We start from the raw sequence: 17,438 nt of genomic DNA, 5'->3' as shown, positions 1-17,438 counted from the left end.
TTGCTGTCGGCGCTACACAGGCTTGGCGGCGGCTTTGCGCAAGTCTTCGACCTTGAAGCCGGCTACGCTCTTGTACTTGTTCGATATCTCCAGCAGGTCCTCCCGGCTGATGATGTCGTCAAGATTGTCGAACGGCTTGCCGTGGGTCCTTTCATGTACCTCTTTCAGTATAGTGTCGGGCGGCGCTATGCGATTCATAAGGACCACGTCGCCAGTGGCCTTGACCCGGATGCGATCGTATTCGGCCAGCGCCTGGGCGTTAAGGCCGAAGCGCTTCAGTTGTTCCACCAGGCAAGGGGCGTCGAGTATGGCCTGGCCCGCTCCGTTGGACCCGCGGGGCACCATGGGGTGGGCGGCATCGCCCAGCAAAGTAATGCGGCCAAAGCTCCATTGCGGCAACGGGTCCTGATCTACCATGGGGTATTCAAGTATGGTCTCGGTTTGCTGGATCATTGCGGCAATATCAAGCCAGTCGAAATGCCAGTCCGCAAAAGCGGGAAAGAAGTCATCCAGGCGGCCCAGGCCGTTCCAGTCGCGCTGGGCCGGGCGGGCCGATTCTATTTCAGCCACCCAATTGATAAGCTGGTTGCCTTGGGCGTCGATATTATCCCGGATCGGGTAAATGACCATCTTGCCGACCGAAAGCCACCCCGCGCGGACCATGCTCGCGCCTGAAAGAAAAGGCTTCATTGGCGTCGTGCCGCGCCACATATTCACGCCCGAGTAGCGGGGAGCGCCTTCGTTCGGGTAAAGCTGCTTGCGTATGGCAGAATGAATGCCATCGCACGCTACAAGAATGGAGGCCTGGACCGACGTTGTATCGCCGTCGGCGCCTTCAAAGCTGGCGGTGATGCCGGCCTCGGTTTGCGTAGCGCCCGTGCATCGATGGCCAAACTGAATGGAGTCATTTCCAAGGCGTTCTTGTACGGCTTGCAGTAGTATGTGCTGCAGGTCTCCGCGGTGGATGGAAAACTGCGGCCAGTCGTATCCGGCGGCAAGTCCCGCCGGTTCGCTAAGCACGAATTGCCCGAACTTGTTGAAGAAGATGGACTCTTTGGTGGTGACAGCGGTTGCTGTCAGGGCTTCGGTCAGCCCCAGGCCGTCCAGCACGCGCACGGCGTGCGGCAGTACGTTGATGCCTGCGCCCAGCGGCTTAATGGTTTCGACCGCTTCGTAGATGCGGCAGGAAATGCCGGCCTGATGCAGGCTCAGGGCAAGGGTAAGCCCGCCGATGCCGGCGCCGACGATAAGCACTTCGCATTGTTCTTTCATGATTCGTTTCCGCTGTAGAGGGTGCAGGTTGAGTCTTGTACCCATTACATAGGATTTGAAAGTATTATGGAAGTTTGAATATGAAATGAATTAATAAATAACCATTATGAATGTCTCATTTCGTCAGATCAAGGCGTTTTTGCAAGTTGCCCGTCTTGGCAACTTCACCCGCGCGGCTGAAAAAATGCATGTGACGCAGGCGGGCTTAAGCATCATGATGCGCGAGCTCGAGGCCCAGCTTAATTGCCGCTTGTTCGATCGCACGACGCGCATTGTTACGTTGACGACGGCGGGCGAACAATTCCTGCCGGTGGCAACTCGTATGGTTGCTGAACTGGAAGCGTCCGCCGAGCAGTTGGGTGAAATGACCAACAAAGCCAGGCAAGTCCTGCATGTGGGAGTTACGCCGCTGGTTTCTTCGAATGTGCTGCCGCAGGCCTGGCAATTGTTTCGCGCAAAACATCCCGAGGTCAAAGTCAAAGTGGTCGATACTGACCCGCAGCAAGTGCAGGCGCTGGTTGATGCCGGTGAACTGGATTTCGGCCTGGGAGCGTTCTTCACGCCGACAGCCGGCATTGAGCTTGTCCCCTTGTTCGAATATCAATTAATGTGGATACAAGGGGGCGTGCAGGCGGGGCCACAGGCCAGTGGAAAAACCCGGCGGCAAGCCGGCGGCGATATGCAGAAGATGCCGGCCAACACCGTTTCCTGGTCAGCGCTGATGGAAACGCCGCTTATCAGCCTGCCGCTGGAAAACAAGATTCAGCAATGGATCGAAGGTCACCTTTCGGGCATCGGCCGCGGGCACGAGGATCGGCCCACCTTCAATAATTTTGAAACGTTGATCGCCATGGTTTCGGCCGGCATGGGCACGGCCATCGTTCCATCTTATGCCATTGCCGCATGCAGACGCCATGGCGTGCAGGCCGCCATGCTTGCGGACCCGACAGCACGCCTGAACTTCTACAGAATAACGAAGCGCGGACGGGCTATCGCCGCTACCATGGACGATTTTACTGCGGCGTTTATTGCCGCCGTCCCAAGTGAAGTCAGTTCGCATGCTTGATCCCGGCGCCTGAATCCCATACGGGTTGCAGGCCCCACAGGTCACGCAAGGGCAAATAATAAATAATAATTATCAGTTGATAATATATTTAAACTTCTATTATGTTCCAATGCATTATCTAATGACCGTTGAAGTTTGTCGTGCGCGAATTACAAGTTGCGCACGACGGCTCGATAAAACCAACGGAGATTAGACAATGCAATTACGCAAAATACTTAGCCGGGCAGCGGTGGCGGCTGCGGTCAGTCTGGCGCTTACGTCGGCGGCACAGGCCGCCGATACGATCAAGGTGGGCTTGGTGGCCCCTTTCACAGGGCCTTTCGCGGCATATGGCACCCAAATGTATGCGGGTATCAAGGCCTATATGCTGCTCAATGGCGATGAAGTCGCCGGCAAGAAAATCGAAATCATTCGCAAGGATACAGGCGGCTCGGGGCCCGAAATTGCCCGGCGCTTGTCGCAGGAGCTTGTCACCCGGGATCATGTGGACTTCCTGGCCGGCTATGGCCTGACACCGGAAGCGATGTCGTCGGCAGCGATCGCCGAAAAGTCAAAAACACCCATGATCATCATGAATGCGGCAACGTCATCCATCGTGAATCAGTCCAAGTATATAGCCCGCGTTTCCCTTACGACAGCGCAGGGCTCCAGCGTTATAGGCCGCTGGGCGGCACAGTCCGGAATCAAGAACGTTGTCACAGTGGTGGCGGACTATGGCCCGGGCATCGACGCGGAGAAGGCGTTCGTCAAGACGTTTACCGCCGGCGGGGGAAAGATTGCGGAGTCGATACGCACCCCATTGAATGCGCCTGACTTTGCGCCTTTCATGTTGCGCATCAAGGATCTTGCGCCGGATGCCGTTTTTGTCTTCGTGCCGGCCGGCGAGCAAAGCATCAGTTTCATGAAAAGCTACAAGAGCCGCGGTCTGGATAAGCAAGGCGTCAAGGTTATAGGCCCGGGCGACATTTCGGACGACCATGTCTTGCAGTCCATGGGCGACGAGGCCTTGGGCGTGATCACGGCATTTCATTATTCCACCGCGCACGACTCCCCGGAGAACAAGAAGTTCCTGGAAGCTTACGCCAAAGAAAATCCAAAGGCCGGCGATCCCAATTTCATGGCGGTGGGCGGCTATGACGGGATGGACGCTATTTATCAAGTCGTCAAAAAGCTGAACGGCAAAATGGACGGCGATAAAGCTATGGAGGTTCTGAAAGGCATGCGCATCAATAGTCCGCGCGGCCCTGTCACCATCGATCCCGAAACACGCGACGTGATCCAGACCGAATACGTTCGCAAGGTCGAGCGCGTCAACGGCAAATTGCAGAACGTCGAGTTCGAAAAATTTCCCGAAGTGAAGGATCCGGGTAAATAAACAGTCATTGAAGCCGTTTCAACACAAACACTCCTGCACGATGGAATGCAGGAGTGTTTTTTATGGCAGCTGCGTCGAGCGTGCCGAATTTACCGCGGCACGGCGGATAATTAGTAAGCATATGTTTTCAGTTAATAACATATCTAAATTTCTATTATGTTTTGCATCGTTATCTAATAAGTGATGGGATCGTCCTTCGCCCGGGATGTGCCGAGCAAGCTTGGTCAATAAAATCAACGGAGATATGAAGATGCAATTACGCAGACTTATTTTTCGGACCCTGGCGATGACGGCTATCGGTTTTGCCGCAGTCTCGGTGGCACGGGCTGCCGATACGCTCAAGATTGGGCTGGTGGCCTCGTTTACCGGTCCTTTCGCAAGTTACGGCACACAGATGTACGCCGGTATGAAAGCATACATGTTGCTTAATGGTGACGAGGTCGCCGGAAAGAAAATTGAAATTATCCGTCGGGATACAGGCGGTGCCGGCCCTGAAGTCGCCAGGCGGGATTCTCAGGAGCTTGTTACGCGCGAGAAGGTGGATTTTCTCGTCGGCTACGGCTTGACACCCGAAGCAATGGCGTCGGCGTCAATCGCCCAAGAGTCGAAAACGCCGCTATTGGTGATGAATGCCTCGACGTCGGCCATTGTGCAGAAATCCGACTACATAGCGCGGGTATCAATGACGACGGCGCAAGGCTCTGCCGCTACCGGCCTTTGGGCGCTTAAGTCGGACATGAAAAAGGTGGTGTCCCTGGTGTCGGACTATGGGCCGGGCATTGATTCCGAAGCGGCCTTCAAGAAGGTATATACGGAAGGCGGCGGCAAGATCATTGACTCTATACGCGTGCCTTTGAACAACCCGGACTTCGCGCCGTTCATGCTGCGTATTCACGACTTGAAACCGGATGCGGTTTTTGTGTTCGTGCCGGCCGGCGAGCAAAGCATCAGCTTTATGAAGAGCTATCAGTCCCGGGGCCTGGCGGCGGAAGGGATCAAAGTCATCGGCCCGGGCGGCCTTACCGATGAACACGTGCTGCCCTCCATGGGCGACGAAGCCTTAGGAGTTATTACGGCGTTCCATTATTCTACTGCGCACGACTCGCCCGAGAACAAGAAATTCCTGCAGGCCTATGCCCAGGCGAATCCCCGCGAAGGCAGAGCCAATTTCATGACGGTGGGCGGCTACGATGGGATGGATGTTATTTATCAGGTGGCCAGAAAACTGAATGGCGTTATTGACGGCGACAAGGCGATGAGCATCATCAAAGGAATGCATATCGATAGCCCACGCGGTCCGGTCACCATCGATCCAGAAACCCGCGATGTGATTCAGACCGAATATATCCGCAAGGTCGAGCGCGTAGACGGAAAATTGCAGAATGTCGAGTTCGCGCAGTTTGCCGATATGAAAGATCCGGGCAAGTAAACCGCTTTTGTGGTGCGGGAGGCGTGGGGTTCGTTCGAGTTTCACTGCGGCAGAAATAGCGCCGAGAATGCCTCGTGTACGATTTTCCTTAGCCAGCGGCTGGTTTCGTCGCGATGGTAACGCGCGTGCCAGTGCTGCTTCAGTTCGAACTTGGGAGACTTCATCGGCAGAGTCTGCATGGTCAACGGGCCCGAGCGCACGACCGACACGGCGCACGAGTGGGGTACGGTCACGATAAGGTCGGTACCCAGCAGCAGGTGCGGAATACTCATGAAATGTGGAATGACAAGCTTGACCCTGCGTTGCAATTTGCGCTGCTCCAGGAAGCGCTCGAATATTTCTTCACTTCGGCCTTCGGCCCGGACAACGATGTGCGATGCCGCTTCGAAAGCATCCATGGTGAGTTTGCGGCCGGCCAGTTTGTGATCTTTGCGCATCATGCAGACAAACGTGTCGCTGAACAGCAATTGCTGAAAAAAATTGGCTTTGGTCAGATCCGGGTAATAGCCCAGCGCTAGGTCGACATCCCCGGACATCAGCGCGTTTTCAAGTTCGTTGGGCGGCAGGGACACGGTTCTTATGGAGACCTGCGGCGCTGCGCGATCCAATAGCTTTATCAGTTGCGGCAAAAAAACAATTTCACCGATGTCGGACATGCAAAGCGTAAAGCTGCGCTCGCTGTGCAGCGGGTCGAACGTGTTTTGGCTGAATACCTCCGTTTCCATGACATTCAGGATTAGCCGTATGGATTCCGACATTTTCATCGCGCGGGGGGTTGGTTCCATGCCTTGTGAAGTGCGCACGAATAGGGTGTCGTTGGTCAGCGTTCGCAGCTTATTCAGCGCAAAGCTTACGCTTGGCTGGCTGAGCCCCAGTTCCATCCCTGTGTTGGTAACGTGTTTTGTACGTATCAGCGTGTCGAAGACCCGCAACGTCGTGATGTCCAGGTTGTCCAAATTCATGAATCTCTTCCTAATTATTTAATAATTAGATCTGAAGTATTTATTGATTTGATTGACTGATAATAGCCCGGATTCCATACTTCTCCTACTGTTTAAAGTTTGGCCGGCAAGCGCTTTGGTTGGAGATTCGCTACATGTCGGCCAGCGCGGCCTTCCTTCAATAGCCGCAAACACATAGTGACTTTCAAGGAGATGTCAATCATGTTTATTCGCAATATTTGGTATATAGCGGGCTGGGCGAAAGAGGTCGGCGAGCAGCCACTGGCACGTCGTATTTGCAACGAGGCTATCGTGTTGTTCCGCAATAAAGATGGAGTGGTAGGGGCGTTGGCCGACCGCTGCTGTCATCGGGGCGCGCCGTTGTCGCTGGGCACGGTGGTGGGCGGCGGCCTGGAGTGCGGCTATCACGGCATGGTATTTGATGCAGCCGGCGCTTGCGTGTCGATTCCCGGCCAAGAAAAGATTCCAGCCAGTGCCCGCGTTACTAGCTACCCCCTGGTAGAGAAGGATGAATTCATCTGGATCTGGATGGGCGATGCCGAGAAGGCGGATGTGTCAAAGATTGTGGACTATCCGTATAACAACGATTACAAGAACTGGCCGCATAAGCACGGCTTCTATCACATCAAGTCAAACTACAAGCTGCTGGTTGATAATCTGATGGATTTAAGCCACTTGGGCTATGTGCACAAAACAACGATTGGGGGCGATCCCGATACGCACGTCAATGCCAAGATGGATGCCAAGAAAACAGAGCAAGGCGTCAAAATTACGCGCTGGATGCCCAACTGCAATCCGCCTCCCACATACGCCAACGGCGTAAAGTTCAATGGCAAGGTCGATCGCTGGCAGGAATTTGAATTCCTTCCTCCGGGCAACGTCATACAGTGGAGCGGTGCCGTGGACGTGGGGCAGGGCGCCTTCGAGGAAGGCGGCAGTCGCGAAGGCGGGTTCTCGTTAAGGGTATTTCACGGCGTGACCCCAGAAACCGAAAGCACCTGCCTGTATTTCTGGTGCGTTTCCAATGGCTACCGCCAAGACGATCCGCAGGCTACACAAGACCTGTACGACGATGTCTCCAAGGCATTCCGCGAGGATCAGGCCGTGATTGAAGCTCAGCAGCGCTGCCTGGATGAAACCGGCGAAGACGATCTGGTGTCTATCGTCCACGACAGGGGCAGGGTACAAATGCGTCGCGTCATCGACGACTTGATTACGCACGAAACACTATCTGCCTGATTGCTTGCCTGGTTGTAGGGGCGTGCAAACCCCTACAAAAAATGATCCAGCAGCTTCTTGCTGGGCTTGTCCAGCCTGGACACGTCGCGAATCAGAAAATGCACGCCGCTGTAGTCGGCGATAAGCAGGGTGGTGGGCGACAGGCGGCGGATGTCCTCTTCGCCTTTCAGCACCAATTCGGTGCGGCCGCGGTCGGTTTCGACTTGCCAGTGGCTGGGCGTGGCGAAGCTGGAAACGCTTAAGATGCGCTGGATCTCGGGGGTGAATTCGCGGCTTGCCAGTTCTTCTTGAAGCAACTGCAGGGTCTCCGGCGCCAGGTCGTCGGGCCCGTCTATCCAGACCATTTCCGTGCCGTCCGGTCCTATCAGCGCCAGACCTTCTTTGGGGGCCGAGATAGGAAAGCTGCGTACCGGCACGACGGGCACTTCGCCATATTCGTCGGTACTGAGCAGCAGCCGCCCGAAGGTGTCGCGCCGCAGGCGCAGGTTCAGTCGCGTCATGGTTGGTCAGCCTTGTTAACAGGGTGCTGGTCGCTGCCGTCGTCGTCCCAGTCTTCGCCGCTGGAGGCCGGACTTTCGCCGCGCGCCTGCGCCTGGTATAGGCGCGAATAGGCGCCATTTCTGGCCAGCAAATCTTCGTGCCGGCCGACTTCCACAATCTTGCCGCGGTCCAGGACGACCAGTCGGTCGGCCTGGTGCAGGGTGCTTAGGCGGTGGGCGATGGAAATGGTGGTGCGTCCGCGCGTCAGGTTGTCCAGTGCCTTCTGGATTTCCTTTTCGGTGGTGGTGTCTACCGACGAAGTGGCTTCGTCCAGTATCAGGATACGCGGGTTTATCAGCAAGGCGCGCGCAATCGAAATGCGCTGGCGCTCGCCGCCCGACAAGGCCTGGCCGCGCTCTCCCACCAGCGAATCATAGCCGTGGGGCAGTCGCAGAATGAACTCATGGGCATTGGCTGCGCGGGCCGCCGCAATGATTTCCTTGTTGCTTGCGTCGGGTTTGCCGTAGGCGATGTTTTCGGCAATGGTGCCGAAAAACAAAAAGGGCTCTTGCAGTACCAGGCCGATGTTGCTGCGGTACTCGGACACCGGCAGGTTGCGTATGTCGACGCCGTCGATGCGGATAGAACCTTCCGTGACGTCATAGAAGCGGCAGATAAGGTTCACCAGCGTGCTTTTGCCCGACCCGCTGTGCCCAACCAAGCCTATCATCTCGCCCGGCGCGATGTCCAGGTCGATGCCGCGTATGACCGCCCGGTTGCCGTAGCGAAAGCCAATATTGCGCAGCTGGATGCCGCCCTTTACTTGGCTAAGGTGCACGGGATGGGCGGGTTCGGGCACGCTGGATACATGGTCCAGAATGTCGAAAATACGCTTGGCTCCGGCCGCCGCCTTCTGTGTGAAAGACACAATGCGGCTCATGGAGTCCAGCCGTATGTAGAATCGGCTGATATAGGTCAGGAACGCAGTCAGCACCCCGACGGTGATCTGGTCGCGCGAGACCAGCCAGATGCCGAAGCCCCACACCACCAGCAGGCCGACTTCGGTCAGGAACGTGACCGTGGGCGAGAACAGCGACCAGACGGCGTTGACGCGGTCGTTGACGGCCAGGTTGCGGTTATTGGCTTCGCGAAAGCGCCGGACCTCGCGGCGCTCTTGCGCAAAGGCCTTGACGACGCGGATGCCGGGAATGGTGTCGGCCAGCACATTGGTCAATTCCGACCAGATGCGGTCGGCGCGCTCGAAGCCATGGCGCAGGCGGTCGCGCACCAGGTGGATCAGCCAGATAATGAAGGGCAGGGGAAGCAGGGTAACGACGGCCAGCCATGGGTTGATGGAAATCAGAATGATGGCGGTCATGGCTATCATCAGCACATCGGTGGCGAAATCCAGCAGATGCAGCGACAGGAACACGCAAATGCGGTCGGACTCGGACCCGATGCGGGAAATCAGGTCGCCGGTGCGCTTGCCGCCGAAGTATTGCAGGGACAGCGTTTGCAGGTGCTGGTAGGTGGCGGTACGCAGGTCGGCGCCTATGCGTTCGCTGACGCGGGCCAGGATGTAGGTGCGGCCCCAGCCCAGGGCCCAGGCCAGCAGGGACGAAAACAACAAGGCCCCCAGATACAGGCGCACCAGGTGCCAGTCGATGGGATTGCCGTTCTGGAACGGAATCAGCACATCGTCCATCAGCGGCATGGTCAAGTAGGGAGCAACCAGTGCCGCGCCGGTCGACACCAGCGTCAGCACGAAGCCTGTCAGCAGTTGCAGCCGGTAAGGCCGCGCAAATCGCCACAGGCGCAACAGGGCCCAGGTTGAGGGCGGGGCGGCTATCTTGCCCTCGTCCTCGGGGCTGTCGTCCGGGCTGGCCTCGGCGTGGGCTTGCCCGCCCAGTGCTATGGCGCATTGGCGCTCGAACTGGGCTATCAGCCGCAGCGCGGCGGGGTTGCGGCCCAGGGTATGGCGCCAGCGCATCAGGCGTTCTTGCGCGTTTTGCAGTTCCAGGGTGCCCACGCCGGCATGATCGTACTGGTTCAGCGCCAGTCCGGGGCTGTAGGCCCATTCTTCCCAGTCCGAGTCGGCCGATGCCTTGGCCAGCAGGCGGCTGTCGGTAACCACCAGCAAGCCCCGGGAATAGCGCAATTGGCTATCCAGGTCGAGTTCAAGCCAGGCAAGGACGCGCTCTTCTTCGGCCAAATGTTGTTTTAGCGCTAAAAGCCAGTCAGCTGGGATCTCGCCCAAGGCGGGGTCCGCCTTATTAACTTCGGTGTTCATGGGTGGAAGGCGGCGTTTTGCGGTACAGAAACAGTCAGGAGCTTGTCAGGATAAAGGGTCATACGAATAGTTCTTGCTTTGTCGACAAGCTAGGAGTTTAATTTGATTTTTTTGCGGCTAGCTTCGCAATTCTCTTCTCTTTGGTAGCGCCTGGCAAATGCATCTGTCGATTTCCGCTTCCCTTTCTTGCTGACACTGTTCAACTGAGCCGTGCTCCCCCCCTATTCCCCGCTAAATCCTTTCATCTGAAGATGAGCAAAAAACACATTGAATTTATCAAGATGTTGTCCCTGCGCGGGCCAAGCATCTGGGCTTACCGGCCAATTATCGAGGCCTGGGTCGATATCGGGGACCTGGAGGATTTTCCGTCCAACCTGATTCCCGGCTTCGGCGAACGGCTTGCGGCCTGGCTGCCCGGTTTGGTGGAGCATCGGTGCAGCGTGGGCGAACGTGGTGGTTTTTTACAACGTTTACGCGACGGAACTTGGCCCGCCCACATTCTGGAACATGTAACCCTTGAATTGCAGGGCCTGGCCGGATTGCCGGGCGGCCTTGGGCGCGCGCGCGAGACGCGTGATCGCGGAGTCTACAAGGTCATAGTGCGCGCCTGGTACGAGCCCGTGACCCGCGCCGCCTTGTATGCGGCCCGCGACCTCGTCATGGCGGCCATGGAAGACCGGCCCTACGACGTGCAGGCAACCGTGGACGAATTGCGCGACCTGACCGAGTCGTTGCGCCTTGGACCCAGTACGGACTGCATTGTCGATGCCGCCGACGACCGTGATATTGCCACCATACGCCTAAGCGAAGCCAATCTGGTCCAGTTCGGCTACGGCGCCGCGCAGCGCCGCATCTGGACCGCTGAAACCGACCGTACCAGCGCTATCGCCGAAGGCGTATCGCGCGACAAGGATTTGACGAAAACCCTGCTGCAAGCCTGCGGCGTTCCAGTTCCTGAAGGCGAATTGGTGGAAACGGCGGAACAGGCCTGGGAGGCGGCGCAATCCATCGGCTTGCCGGTGGTAATCAAGCCCATGGACGGCAATCACGGACGCGGCGTCTTTACCAACCTGACGACCCAGGCCGAGATCGAGACCGCTTTCGGCGTTGCCGTGGACGAAGGCAGCGGCGTGGTGGTCGAACGCTTTATCCAGGGCGACGAGCACCGTCTGCTGGTCGTTGGCAATCGCCTGGTGGCGGCTGCGCGCGGCGAAATAGCCTCTGTGGTGGGCGACGGGACGTCCACTATCGAAGAACTCATCGAAAGCCAGATCAATTCCGACCCGCGCCGGGGGCGCGACGAGGATCATCCGCTTAACTTCATACGCCTGGACTCGGCGGCCCGCCTGGAAATCAGCCGCCAGGGGTTTGGCGCGGATTCGATTCCGCCGCAGGGCAAGACCGTCATCATCCAGCGCAGTGGCAATGTGTCGCTGGACGTCACCGACCTGGTCCATCCCGATGTCGCCGCCGACGTCACATTGGCCGCGCGCGTCGTGGGCCTGGACATAGCGGGCGTGGATCTGGTGGCTACCGATATTTCCCGCCCCCTGCAAGAACAGGGCGGCGCCATCGTTGAAGTCAATGCCGGGCCTGGGCTGCTTATGCATATCAAGCCCGCCCAGGGCAAGCCGCGCCCCGTAGGGCAAGCCATAGTCGAGCACCTGTTTCCTCCGGGTCAGAACGGCCGTATTCCCTTGGTGGGCGTGACCGGCAGCCGCGGCAAGACGACCGTGGCGAACATTGTCACGCGACTGCTGCAGATCAACGGCCTGTACACCGGCCTGGCATGCAGCGACGGGCTTTTCTTTGCCCGGCGCCATGTAGAGAAAAAAGATTGCGCCAATTGGGAGCAAGGGCAGCGCGTGCTGCTGAACCGCGCGGTTCAGGCCGGCGTCATTGAAAACAGCAGCCGCGTCATTCTTACCGAAGGCCTGGCGTACGACCGCTGCCTGGTGGGCATCGTCACCAACCTGGATCCGGCCGATATCCTGCCCGAATACTATATTGACGACGCCGACCGGCTGGCCACGGTGTTCCGTACACAGGTCGACGTTGTCTTGCGCGAAGGCACTGCCGTGCTCAATGCCGACGACGAGCGCGTTGCCGCCATGGCGCCGTTGTGCGACGGCAGCGTGGTGTTTTTCGGCATGAACGGCGACTCGGCCGTCATTGCGGCGCACCGGTCGGCCGGACAGCGTGCGGTGTTTGCGCGTGCCGGCGCCATCGTGCTGGCGCACGGCAGCAGCGAGCAAATACTTACCACCCTGGCTGCCGTGCCGCTGACCCAGGGCGCGCAGCGGCCCGAGCAAATACAAAATGTGCTGGCGGCGGTTGCCGCCGGCTGGGCCCTGGGCATCGACCCCGAACGCATGTGTACCGGCATAGAAACTTTCGGCCTGAGCACGGTCGGTGTCGAAGCCATGCCCGACAACAGCGCTCCGGCACTTGAAATTTCGGTATAGAACATCATTGGCAGTCTCCGGCAATGCGGTTGGCATGGCCGGGCTACACAGGCAATAAGGAAGCGCAGTTCATGGAAGTATCACGTGTAAGGGCTTTACGCGGCCCCAATCTCTGGAGTCGGCGGACTTCAATTGAAGCCATTGTGTCGTGCACTGGGGTGGAGCGTGCCATCGACGCGATGGAAGGGTTCGAAACCAGGCTGCGCGCCCGTTTCCCCGAGCTGGACCTGTTGCGGCCGATGAACAATGAACAGAGCTATTCGCTGGCGCACGCGCTGAGTTGCGCGGCGCTGAGCCTGCAGTCCCAGGCGGGCTGCGCGGTCTCGTTCAGTCGCAGCTCGCTTACGGTCGAAGAAGGCGTGTACCAGGTCATTGTTGAATACAGCGAAGAAGACGTGGGCCGCCTGGCGTTCGATCTGGCGCAGGACCTGTGCCGCGCCGCCATCGACGATACGCCGTTCGACCTGGCCGGGGCCTTGGCGCGCCTGCGCGAACTGAACGAAGATGTGCGCCTTGGGCCCAGTACCGGGGCCATCGTGCAGGCCGCGGTCAGCCGTGCCATCCCGTATCGCCGGCTTACGCACGGCAGCCTGGTGCAGTTTGGCTGGGGCAGCCGGCAGCGGCGCATACAAGCTGCCGAAACCGATTGCACCAGCGCCATTGCCGAGTCCATCGCACAAGATAAAGACCTGACCAAAATGCTGCTGAACGCGGCGGGCGTTCCTGTGCCGGACGGGCGCAGCGTAACCACCGCCGAAGAAGCCTGGGAAGTGGCCCAGGAAATTGGCGGAGCGGTCGTCGTCAAGCCGCGTGACGGCAACCAGGGCAAGGGTGTGGCCGTCAATTTGCAAGGACGCGACCAAGTAGTGGCCGCTTTCGAAGTGGCAAGCACTATTTGTTCCGAAGTCATCGTCGAGCGCTATTTCCCCGGCCATGACTTTCGTCTTCTGGTGGTTGGCGACAAGCTTGTGGCCGCCGCGCGGCGCGATCCGCCACAGGTCATCGGCGACGGGCAACTTAGCATTGCCGAACTGGTGCAGGCCATCAATGCCGACCCCGCCCGCGGCGAGGGGCATGGCACGTCGCTGACCAAAATACGGATCCACGACGACATTGCCGTGGCGACGATGGCCAAGCAAGGCTACGACGCCAGCTCCATCCCCGCAAAGGGCGTGCTGGTGGCGCTGCGCAACAATGCCAACTTAAGCACCGGCGGCACCGCCACCGACATTACCGATCACGTGCATCCCGAACTGGCGGCTGTGGCGGTAGCCGCGGCGCAAATGGTGGGGCTGGATATTTGCGGTATCGACCTGGTCAGCGAAAGCGTTTTCCAGCCGCTGGACCAGCAAGGCGGCTGCATTGTCGAAGTCAATGCCGCGCCGGGCTTGCGCATGCACTTGAGTCCTTCGTTCGGCAAGGGCCGGGCCGTCGGCGAAGCGATTATCGCCAATATGTTCCCTGAAGGCGAAAACGGCCGCATACCTGTCGTGGCCATCGCCGGCACCAACGGCAAGACCACCACGACACGGTTGATCGCCCATATCCTGGCCGGCTCCGGCCTGCGCGTAGGCATGACCAATTCCGACGGCGTCTACGTGAATGGCCGCTGTATCGATACCGGCGATTGCAGCGGCCCGCGCAGCGCGCGCAATGTGCTTATGCATCCGGATGTGGACGCCGGTGTGTTCGAGACCGCCCGCGGCGGTATTTTGCGCGAGGGCCTGGGGTTCGACCGCTGCAACGTGGCGGTGGTCACCAACGTCGGCATGGGCGACCACCTGGGGCTTAACTACATCAGTACGGTCGAGGACCTGGCCATCGTCAAGCGGGTCATCGTCGAAAACGTTGCGCCCGACGGCACGGCGGTGCTTAATGCGGCCGACCCATTCGTGGCGGCCATGGCCGAGAACTGTCCCGGCGCGGTAACATTCTTTGCCAGCGATCGCAGCCATCCCATACTGGCGACGCATCGCGCCCAGGGGCGGCGCGTGGTTTTCGTGGAAGACGGATTCATTGTGCTGGCCGAAGGCGGCAACGAGCAGCGTTTTGCACTGAAGGACATTCCGCTGACCAACGGCGGCACCATCGCCTTCCAGGTCGAAAACGCCATGGCGGCGGTTGCGGCGGGCTGGGCGCTGGGCGTGGATACCGCTGTATTGCGGGCCGGCCTGACTTCATTCGTCAGCGATGCCAGCACGGCTCCGGGCCGCTTCAATATGTTTTCGTACCGGGGCGCCACCCTTATCGCCGACTATGGCCATAATCCAGATGCCATCCTGGCCCTGGTGGGGGCCGTGGACGGCATGCCGTCCAAGCGGCGCAGCGTCGTGATCAGCGGCGCCGGAGACCGGCGCGACATTGATATTCGCCGCCAGACGGAAATCCTGGGCGAAGCCTTCGACGACGTGATTCTGTACGAAGACATGTGCCAGCGCGGCCGGGCCGACGGCGAAGTACTGGCCTTGCTGCAGCAAGGCCTGGTCAATGCCGGCCGCACCACCCATATCCAGGAAATCCGTGGCGAATTCCGGGCTATCGATACCGCGCTCGAGCGCTTGAACGAAGGCGATTTGTGCCTGGTTCTTATCGACCAGGTCGAGGCGGCGCTGGAACATATCGCCAAGAAAGTGGCACAGGGCTAGAATCTTGTTAAACGGGTGCGCTGTGCACCCAGGAGACAAGAATGAAACACCTTATGCTGGCCGCGGTCGTGGCCCTTGGCTTGATTGGCGGCCCGGCCCATGCCGACGACGCGCTTAAAGCGGCCATTGCCAGCAGCCAGCGTACCCCGGCCAATGTCCAGCGCGACGCGGCGCGCCACCCCTACGAAACCCTGTCATTCTTTGGAATCCAGCCCACCATGACCGTGGTGGAGCTTTCCCCGGGGGGCGGCTGGTATACGGAAATCCTGGCGCCTTATTTGCGCGATCACGGCAAGTACATAGCGGGCTCGTATTCGCCCGACTCCCCCAAGGACAACCTGCGCCGCTATGCCAATAATTTTCGCGCCAAGCTGGCGGCCAACCCCCCGTTGTTCGACAAGGTCGAAGTCGCCGTCTTCGAGCCGCCCCAGCATTTAAGCTATGCAAAGCCGGCCAGCGTCGATATGGTTCTGACCTTCCGCAATATCCATAACTGGATTCCGGACGGCGAAGCCAATATGAACAAGCTTTTCAAAAGCGCCTACGACAGCCTGAAAAAAGGCGGCGTGCTGGGCGTGGTCGAACACCGCCTGCCGGCCGACAAGCCGCAGGATGCAAGTGCCAGCACAGGCTATATGCACGAAAGCTACGTCATCGGGCTGGCTGAAAAGGCGGGGTTCAAATTGGCGGCCAAGTCGGAAATCAACGCCAATCCCAAAGATACGGCGGACCACCCCAACGGCGTGTGGGCATTGCCGCCCACCTATCGCAATAAAGATCAGGACCGCGCCAAGTACCAGGCCATCGGCGAAAGCGACCGCATGACCCTGAAGTTTGTGAAACCCTGAGTTTTTGGTAGACCATCATGGAAAATCTGGATCTTGTCGTGTTGCGGGCTTTGCGCGATTGGCGCCTGGCCGGCAAGCGGGCTCTGCTGGCCACCGTCGTGCGCACCTGGGGCTCATCGCCCCGGCCCATCGGTTCCATCATGGCGCTACGCGAAGACGGCACTGTAGTGGGTTCGATTTCGGGCGGCTGCATCGAAGACGACCTTATCTATCGCTATTCGCAAGCCTATGCCGATGAAGGCGGCAACCATCCCGACATGCCGATGGGCGCGCCGGGCTTCTTGAAATACGGCATCAAGGCAGACGAAGCCCATCAATTCGGGCTGCCTTGCGGCGGCACCCTGGAATTGCTGCTTGAATACGATCCGGACGGCCACGACCTTGCGCAATTGGTGACCGCGCTCGAGGCGGGCAAGCTGATGCAGCGCATCGTGCGCCTGTCCGATGGTAAAGCCCGGCTGCAGCCGGCGGAACAGCCCTCGGACCTGCACGTTTCCGAAACAGAGCTGGTCAATACCTTTGGGCCGGAGTACCGCATGCTGCTTATCGGCGCGGGCCAATTGGCCGAATACCTGTCCACCATGGCCATGTTCAACGGCTTTTTGGTTACGGTGTGCGATCCGCGCGAAGAATACCGCGGCAGCTGGTCGGTTCCGGGCGTCGAGCTGGTTTCCGAGATGCCCGACGACGTGGTGCGCGGCTTCCGGGCCGACCGGCGCACATGCATCGTTACCTTGACCCACGACCCCAAGCTGGACGACCTGGCGTTGCTCGAAGCCCTGGAAACCGAGGCGTTCTACGTGGGCGCCATCGGCTCGCGCAGCAATAACGCCCTGCGCCGCGAGCGCCTTATCGAATATTTCGACCAGACCGAAGAATCATTGGCCCGTTTGCGCGGGCCTATCGGCATTTATTATATAGGCAGCAAGACGCCGCCCGAAATTGCGGTAAGCATCATGGCCGAGGTATTGGCGGTTAAAAACGGTGTGGTCCTGCCGCGCGACATGGAAGTGGCGCAAGCCAAAAACAAGACCGGTATCCCATCATCCGGGGCGGATCAGTTTTGCGCGATTTGATCCGTTGTCATTCAGCTTTCAGTCAGGGTAAGTACTGAGTTTTCTTTTTTTGCTGTGGCTGTAACAGCGAAAAAGCCGATGTGGCGCTGTTTGCCGCCATTTTATGTCTCAAGGCGTTACATCTTGGCGGGCCCGAAACTCGCGAAAGTGGGGAGAACCCACATTGCGCATAGATGTATTTTCCCTTAATATTTTTTTGAGTTTAGTGCTTACTACACGTTATTGTAGTGCTGGCTACATTTTACCAAGTGCGGTATAAAGGCCGGCACTTATCTGAAAGGCCGGCGTCCA

At 58.7% G+C, this 17,438-nt stretch carries 12 protein-coding genes; 8 read left to right on the top strand and 4 right to left on the bottom strand.

From position 1 onward, the window contains the following. Positions 1-12: 12 nt before the first annotated feature. Positions 13-1,272 carry a flavin-dependent oxidoreductase gene (locus tag DFR37_RS04510; protein WP_113932047.1) on the bottom strand — a complete coding sequence of 420 codons (1,260 nt, stop codon included), beginning with the start codon at positions 1,270-1,272 and terminating at the stop codon, positions 13-15. A 106-nt stretch (positions 1,273-1,378) separates the two neighbouring features. On the opposite strand from DFR37_RS04510, the gene DFR37_RS04505 reads away from it, so the two are divergent. The 3 genes from DFR37_RS04505 (at position 1,379) to DFR37_RS04495 (ending at position 5,142) form a co-directional block, all read left to right on the top strand. Further along, positions 1,379-2,338: a LysR family transcriptional regulator gene (locus DFR37_RS04505; protein WP_113932046.1), complete on the top strand. Its 960-nt coding sequence runs from the start codon at positions 1,379-1,381 to the stop codon at positions 2,336-2,338. A 196-nt stretch (positions 2,339-2,534) separates the two neighbouring features. Next, on the top strand, positions 2,535-3,713 hold the full coding sequence (locus DFR37_RS04500; RefSeq protein ID WP_113932045.1) for an ABC transporter substrate-binding protein: 1,179 nt from the start codon (positions 2,535-2,537) through the stop codon (positions 3,711-3,713). Between the two features lie 250 nt (positions 3,714-3,963). Further along, complete coding sequence (locus DFR37_RS04495) at positions 3,964-5,142, top strand: ABC transporter substrate-binding protein (protein WP_113932044.1); 1,179 nt, start codon at positions 3,964-3,966, stop codon at positions 5,140-5,142. A gap of 41 nt (positions 5,143-5,183) precedes the next feature. On the opposite strand, the gene DFR37_RS04490 is transcribed toward DFR37_RS04495, so the two are convergent. Beyond that, positions 5,184-6,104 carry a LysR family transcriptional regulator gene (locus DFR37_RS04490; RefSeq protein WP_113932043.1) on the bottom strand — a complete coding sequence of 307 codons (921 nt, stop codon included), beginning with the start codon at positions 6,102-6,104 and terminating at the stop codon, positions 5,184-5,186. A 201-nt stretch (positions 6,105-6,305) separates the two neighbouring features. Here DFR37_RS04490 and DFR37_RS04485 point away from each other — a divergent pair, with 201 nt between their 5' ends. Then, complete coding sequence (locus DFR37_RS04485; protein WP_113932042.1) at positions 6,306-7,343, top strand: aromatic ring-hydroxylating dioxygenase subunit alpha; 1,038 nt, start codon at positions 6,306-6,308, stop codon at positions 7,341-7,343. Positions 7,344-7,375: 32 nt separating this feature from the next. On the opposite strand, the gene DFR37_RS04480 is transcribed toward DFR37_RS04485, so the two are convergent. Both DFR37_RS04480 and DFR37_RS04475 read right to left on the bottom strand, forming a co-directional pair. Beyond that, positions 7,376-7,843 carry a cyanophycin metabolism-associated DUF1854 family protein gene (locus DFR37_RS04480; protein WP_113932041.1) on the bottom strand — a complete coding sequence of 156 codons (468 nt, stop codon included), beginning with the start codon at positions 7,841-7,843 and terminating at the stop codon, positions 7,376-7,378. Then, positions 7,840-10,113 (bottom strand): cyanophycin metabolism-associated ABC transporter, encoded by a 2,274-nt coding sequence (locus tag DFR37_RS04475; RefSeq protein ID WP_113932040.1) that lies wholly within the window; start codon positions 10,111-10,113, stop codon positions 7,840-7,842. Before DFR37_RS04475 ends, DFR37_RS04480 begins: the two co-directional genes overlap by 4 nt. Positions 10,114-10,364: 251 nt before the next feature. On the opposite strand from DFR37_RS04475, the gene DFR37_RS04470 reads away from it, so the two are divergent. The 4 genes from DFR37_RS04470 to DFR37_RS04455 all read left to right on the top strand — a co-directional run bounded on the left by DFR37_RS04470 (position 10,365) and on the right by DFR37_RS04455 (position 17,147). Then, the gene (locus DFR37_RS04470; protein ID WP_113932039.1) at positions 10,365-12,578 is read left to right on the top strand and encodes a cyanophycin synthetase; all 2,214 of its coding nucleotides are present in this window, start codon (positions 10,365-10,367) and stop codon (positions 12,576-12,578) included. A gap of 71 nt (positions 12,579-12,649) precedes the next feature. Beyond that, positions 12,650-15,223, top strand: a complete 2,574-nt coding sequence (cphA, locus tag DFR37_RS04465; protein WP_113932409.1) for a cyanophycin synthetase — start codon at positions 12,650-12,652, stop codon at positions 15,221-15,223. A gap of 41 nt (positions 15,224-15,264) precedes the next feature. Then, positions 15,265-16,071, top strand: coding sequence for a class I SAM-dependent methyltransferase (locus DFR37_RS04460; protein ID WP_113932038.1), 807 nt, complete (start codon positions 15,265-15,267; stop codon positions 16,069-16,071). Positions 16,072-16,088: 17 nt separating this feature from the next. Next, positions 16,089-17,147: an XdhC family protein gene (locus DFR37_RS04455; protein ID WP_113932037.1), complete on the top strand. Its 1,059-nt coding sequence runs from the start codon at positions 16,089-16,091 to the stop codon at positions 17,145-17,147. Positions 17,148-17,438 lie beyond the last annotated feature (291 nt).

The organism is Eoetvoesiella caeni (genome assembly GCF_003315175.1).
GTDB classification, from domain to species: domain Bacteria; phylum Pseudomonadota; class Gammaproteobacteria; order Burkholderiales; family Burkholderiaceae_B; genus Eoetvoesia; species Eoetvoesia caeni.
The sequence above is the reverse complement of the archived record's forward strand: the minus strand, read 5'-3'. Positions and strand labels throughout refer to the sequence as shown.

What these genes read in the sequence shown, in the direction of transcription:
- DFR37_RS04505 (WP_113932046.1), top strand. Translation starts at nt 1,379, where the DNA reads ATGAATGTCTCATTTCGTCAGATCAAGGCGTTTTTGCAAGTTGCCCGT.
- cphA (WP_113932409.1), top strand. Translation starts at nt 12,650, where the DNA reads ATGGAAGTATCACGTGTAAGGGCTTTACGCGGCCCCAATCTCTGGAGT.
- DFR37_RS04455 (WP_113932037.1), top strand. Translation starts at nt 16,089, where the DNA reads ATGGAAAATCTGGATCTTGTCGTGTTGCGGGCTTTGCGCGATTGGCGC.
- DFR37_RS04485 (WP_113932042.1), top strand. Translation starts at nt 6,306, where the DNA reads ATGTTTATTCGCAATATTTGGTATATAGCGGGCTGGGCGAAAGAGGTC.
- DFR37_RS04460 (WP_113932038.1), top strand. Translation starts at nt 15,265, where the DNA reads ATGAAACACCTTATGCTGGCCGCGGTCGTGGCCCTTGGCTTGATTGGC.
- DFR37_RS04495 (WP_113932044.1), top strand. Translation starts at nt 3,964, where the DNA reads ATGCAATTACGCAGACTTATTTTTCGGACCCTGGCGATGACGGCTATC.
- DFR37_RS04500 (WP_113932045.1), top strand. Translation starts at nt 2,535, where the DNA reads ATGCAATTACGCAAAATACTTAGCCGGGCAGCGGTGGCGGCTGCGGTC.
- DFR37_RS04470 (WP_113932039.1), top strand. Translation starts at nt 10,365, where the DNA reads ATGAGCAAAAAACACATTGAATTTATCAAGATGTTGTCCCTGCGCGGG.
- DFR37_RS04510 (WP_113932047.1), bottom strand. Translation starts at nt 1,272, where the DNA reads ATGAAAGAACAATGCGAAGTGCTTATCGTCGGCGCCGGCATCGGCGGG.
- DFR37_RS04480 (WP_113932041.1), bottom strand. Translation starts at nt 7,843, where the DNA reads ATGACGCGACTGAACCTGCGCCTGCGGCGCGACACCTTCGGGCGGCTG.
- DFR37_RS04475 (WP_113932040.1), bottom strand. Translation starts at nt 10,113, where the DNA reads ATGAACACCGAAGTTAATAAGGCGGACCCCGCCTTGGGCGAGATCCCA.
- DFR37_RS04490 (WP_113932043.1), bottom strand. Translation starts at nt 6,104, where the DNA reads ATGAATTTGGACAACCTGGACATCACGACGTTGCGGGTCTTCGACACG.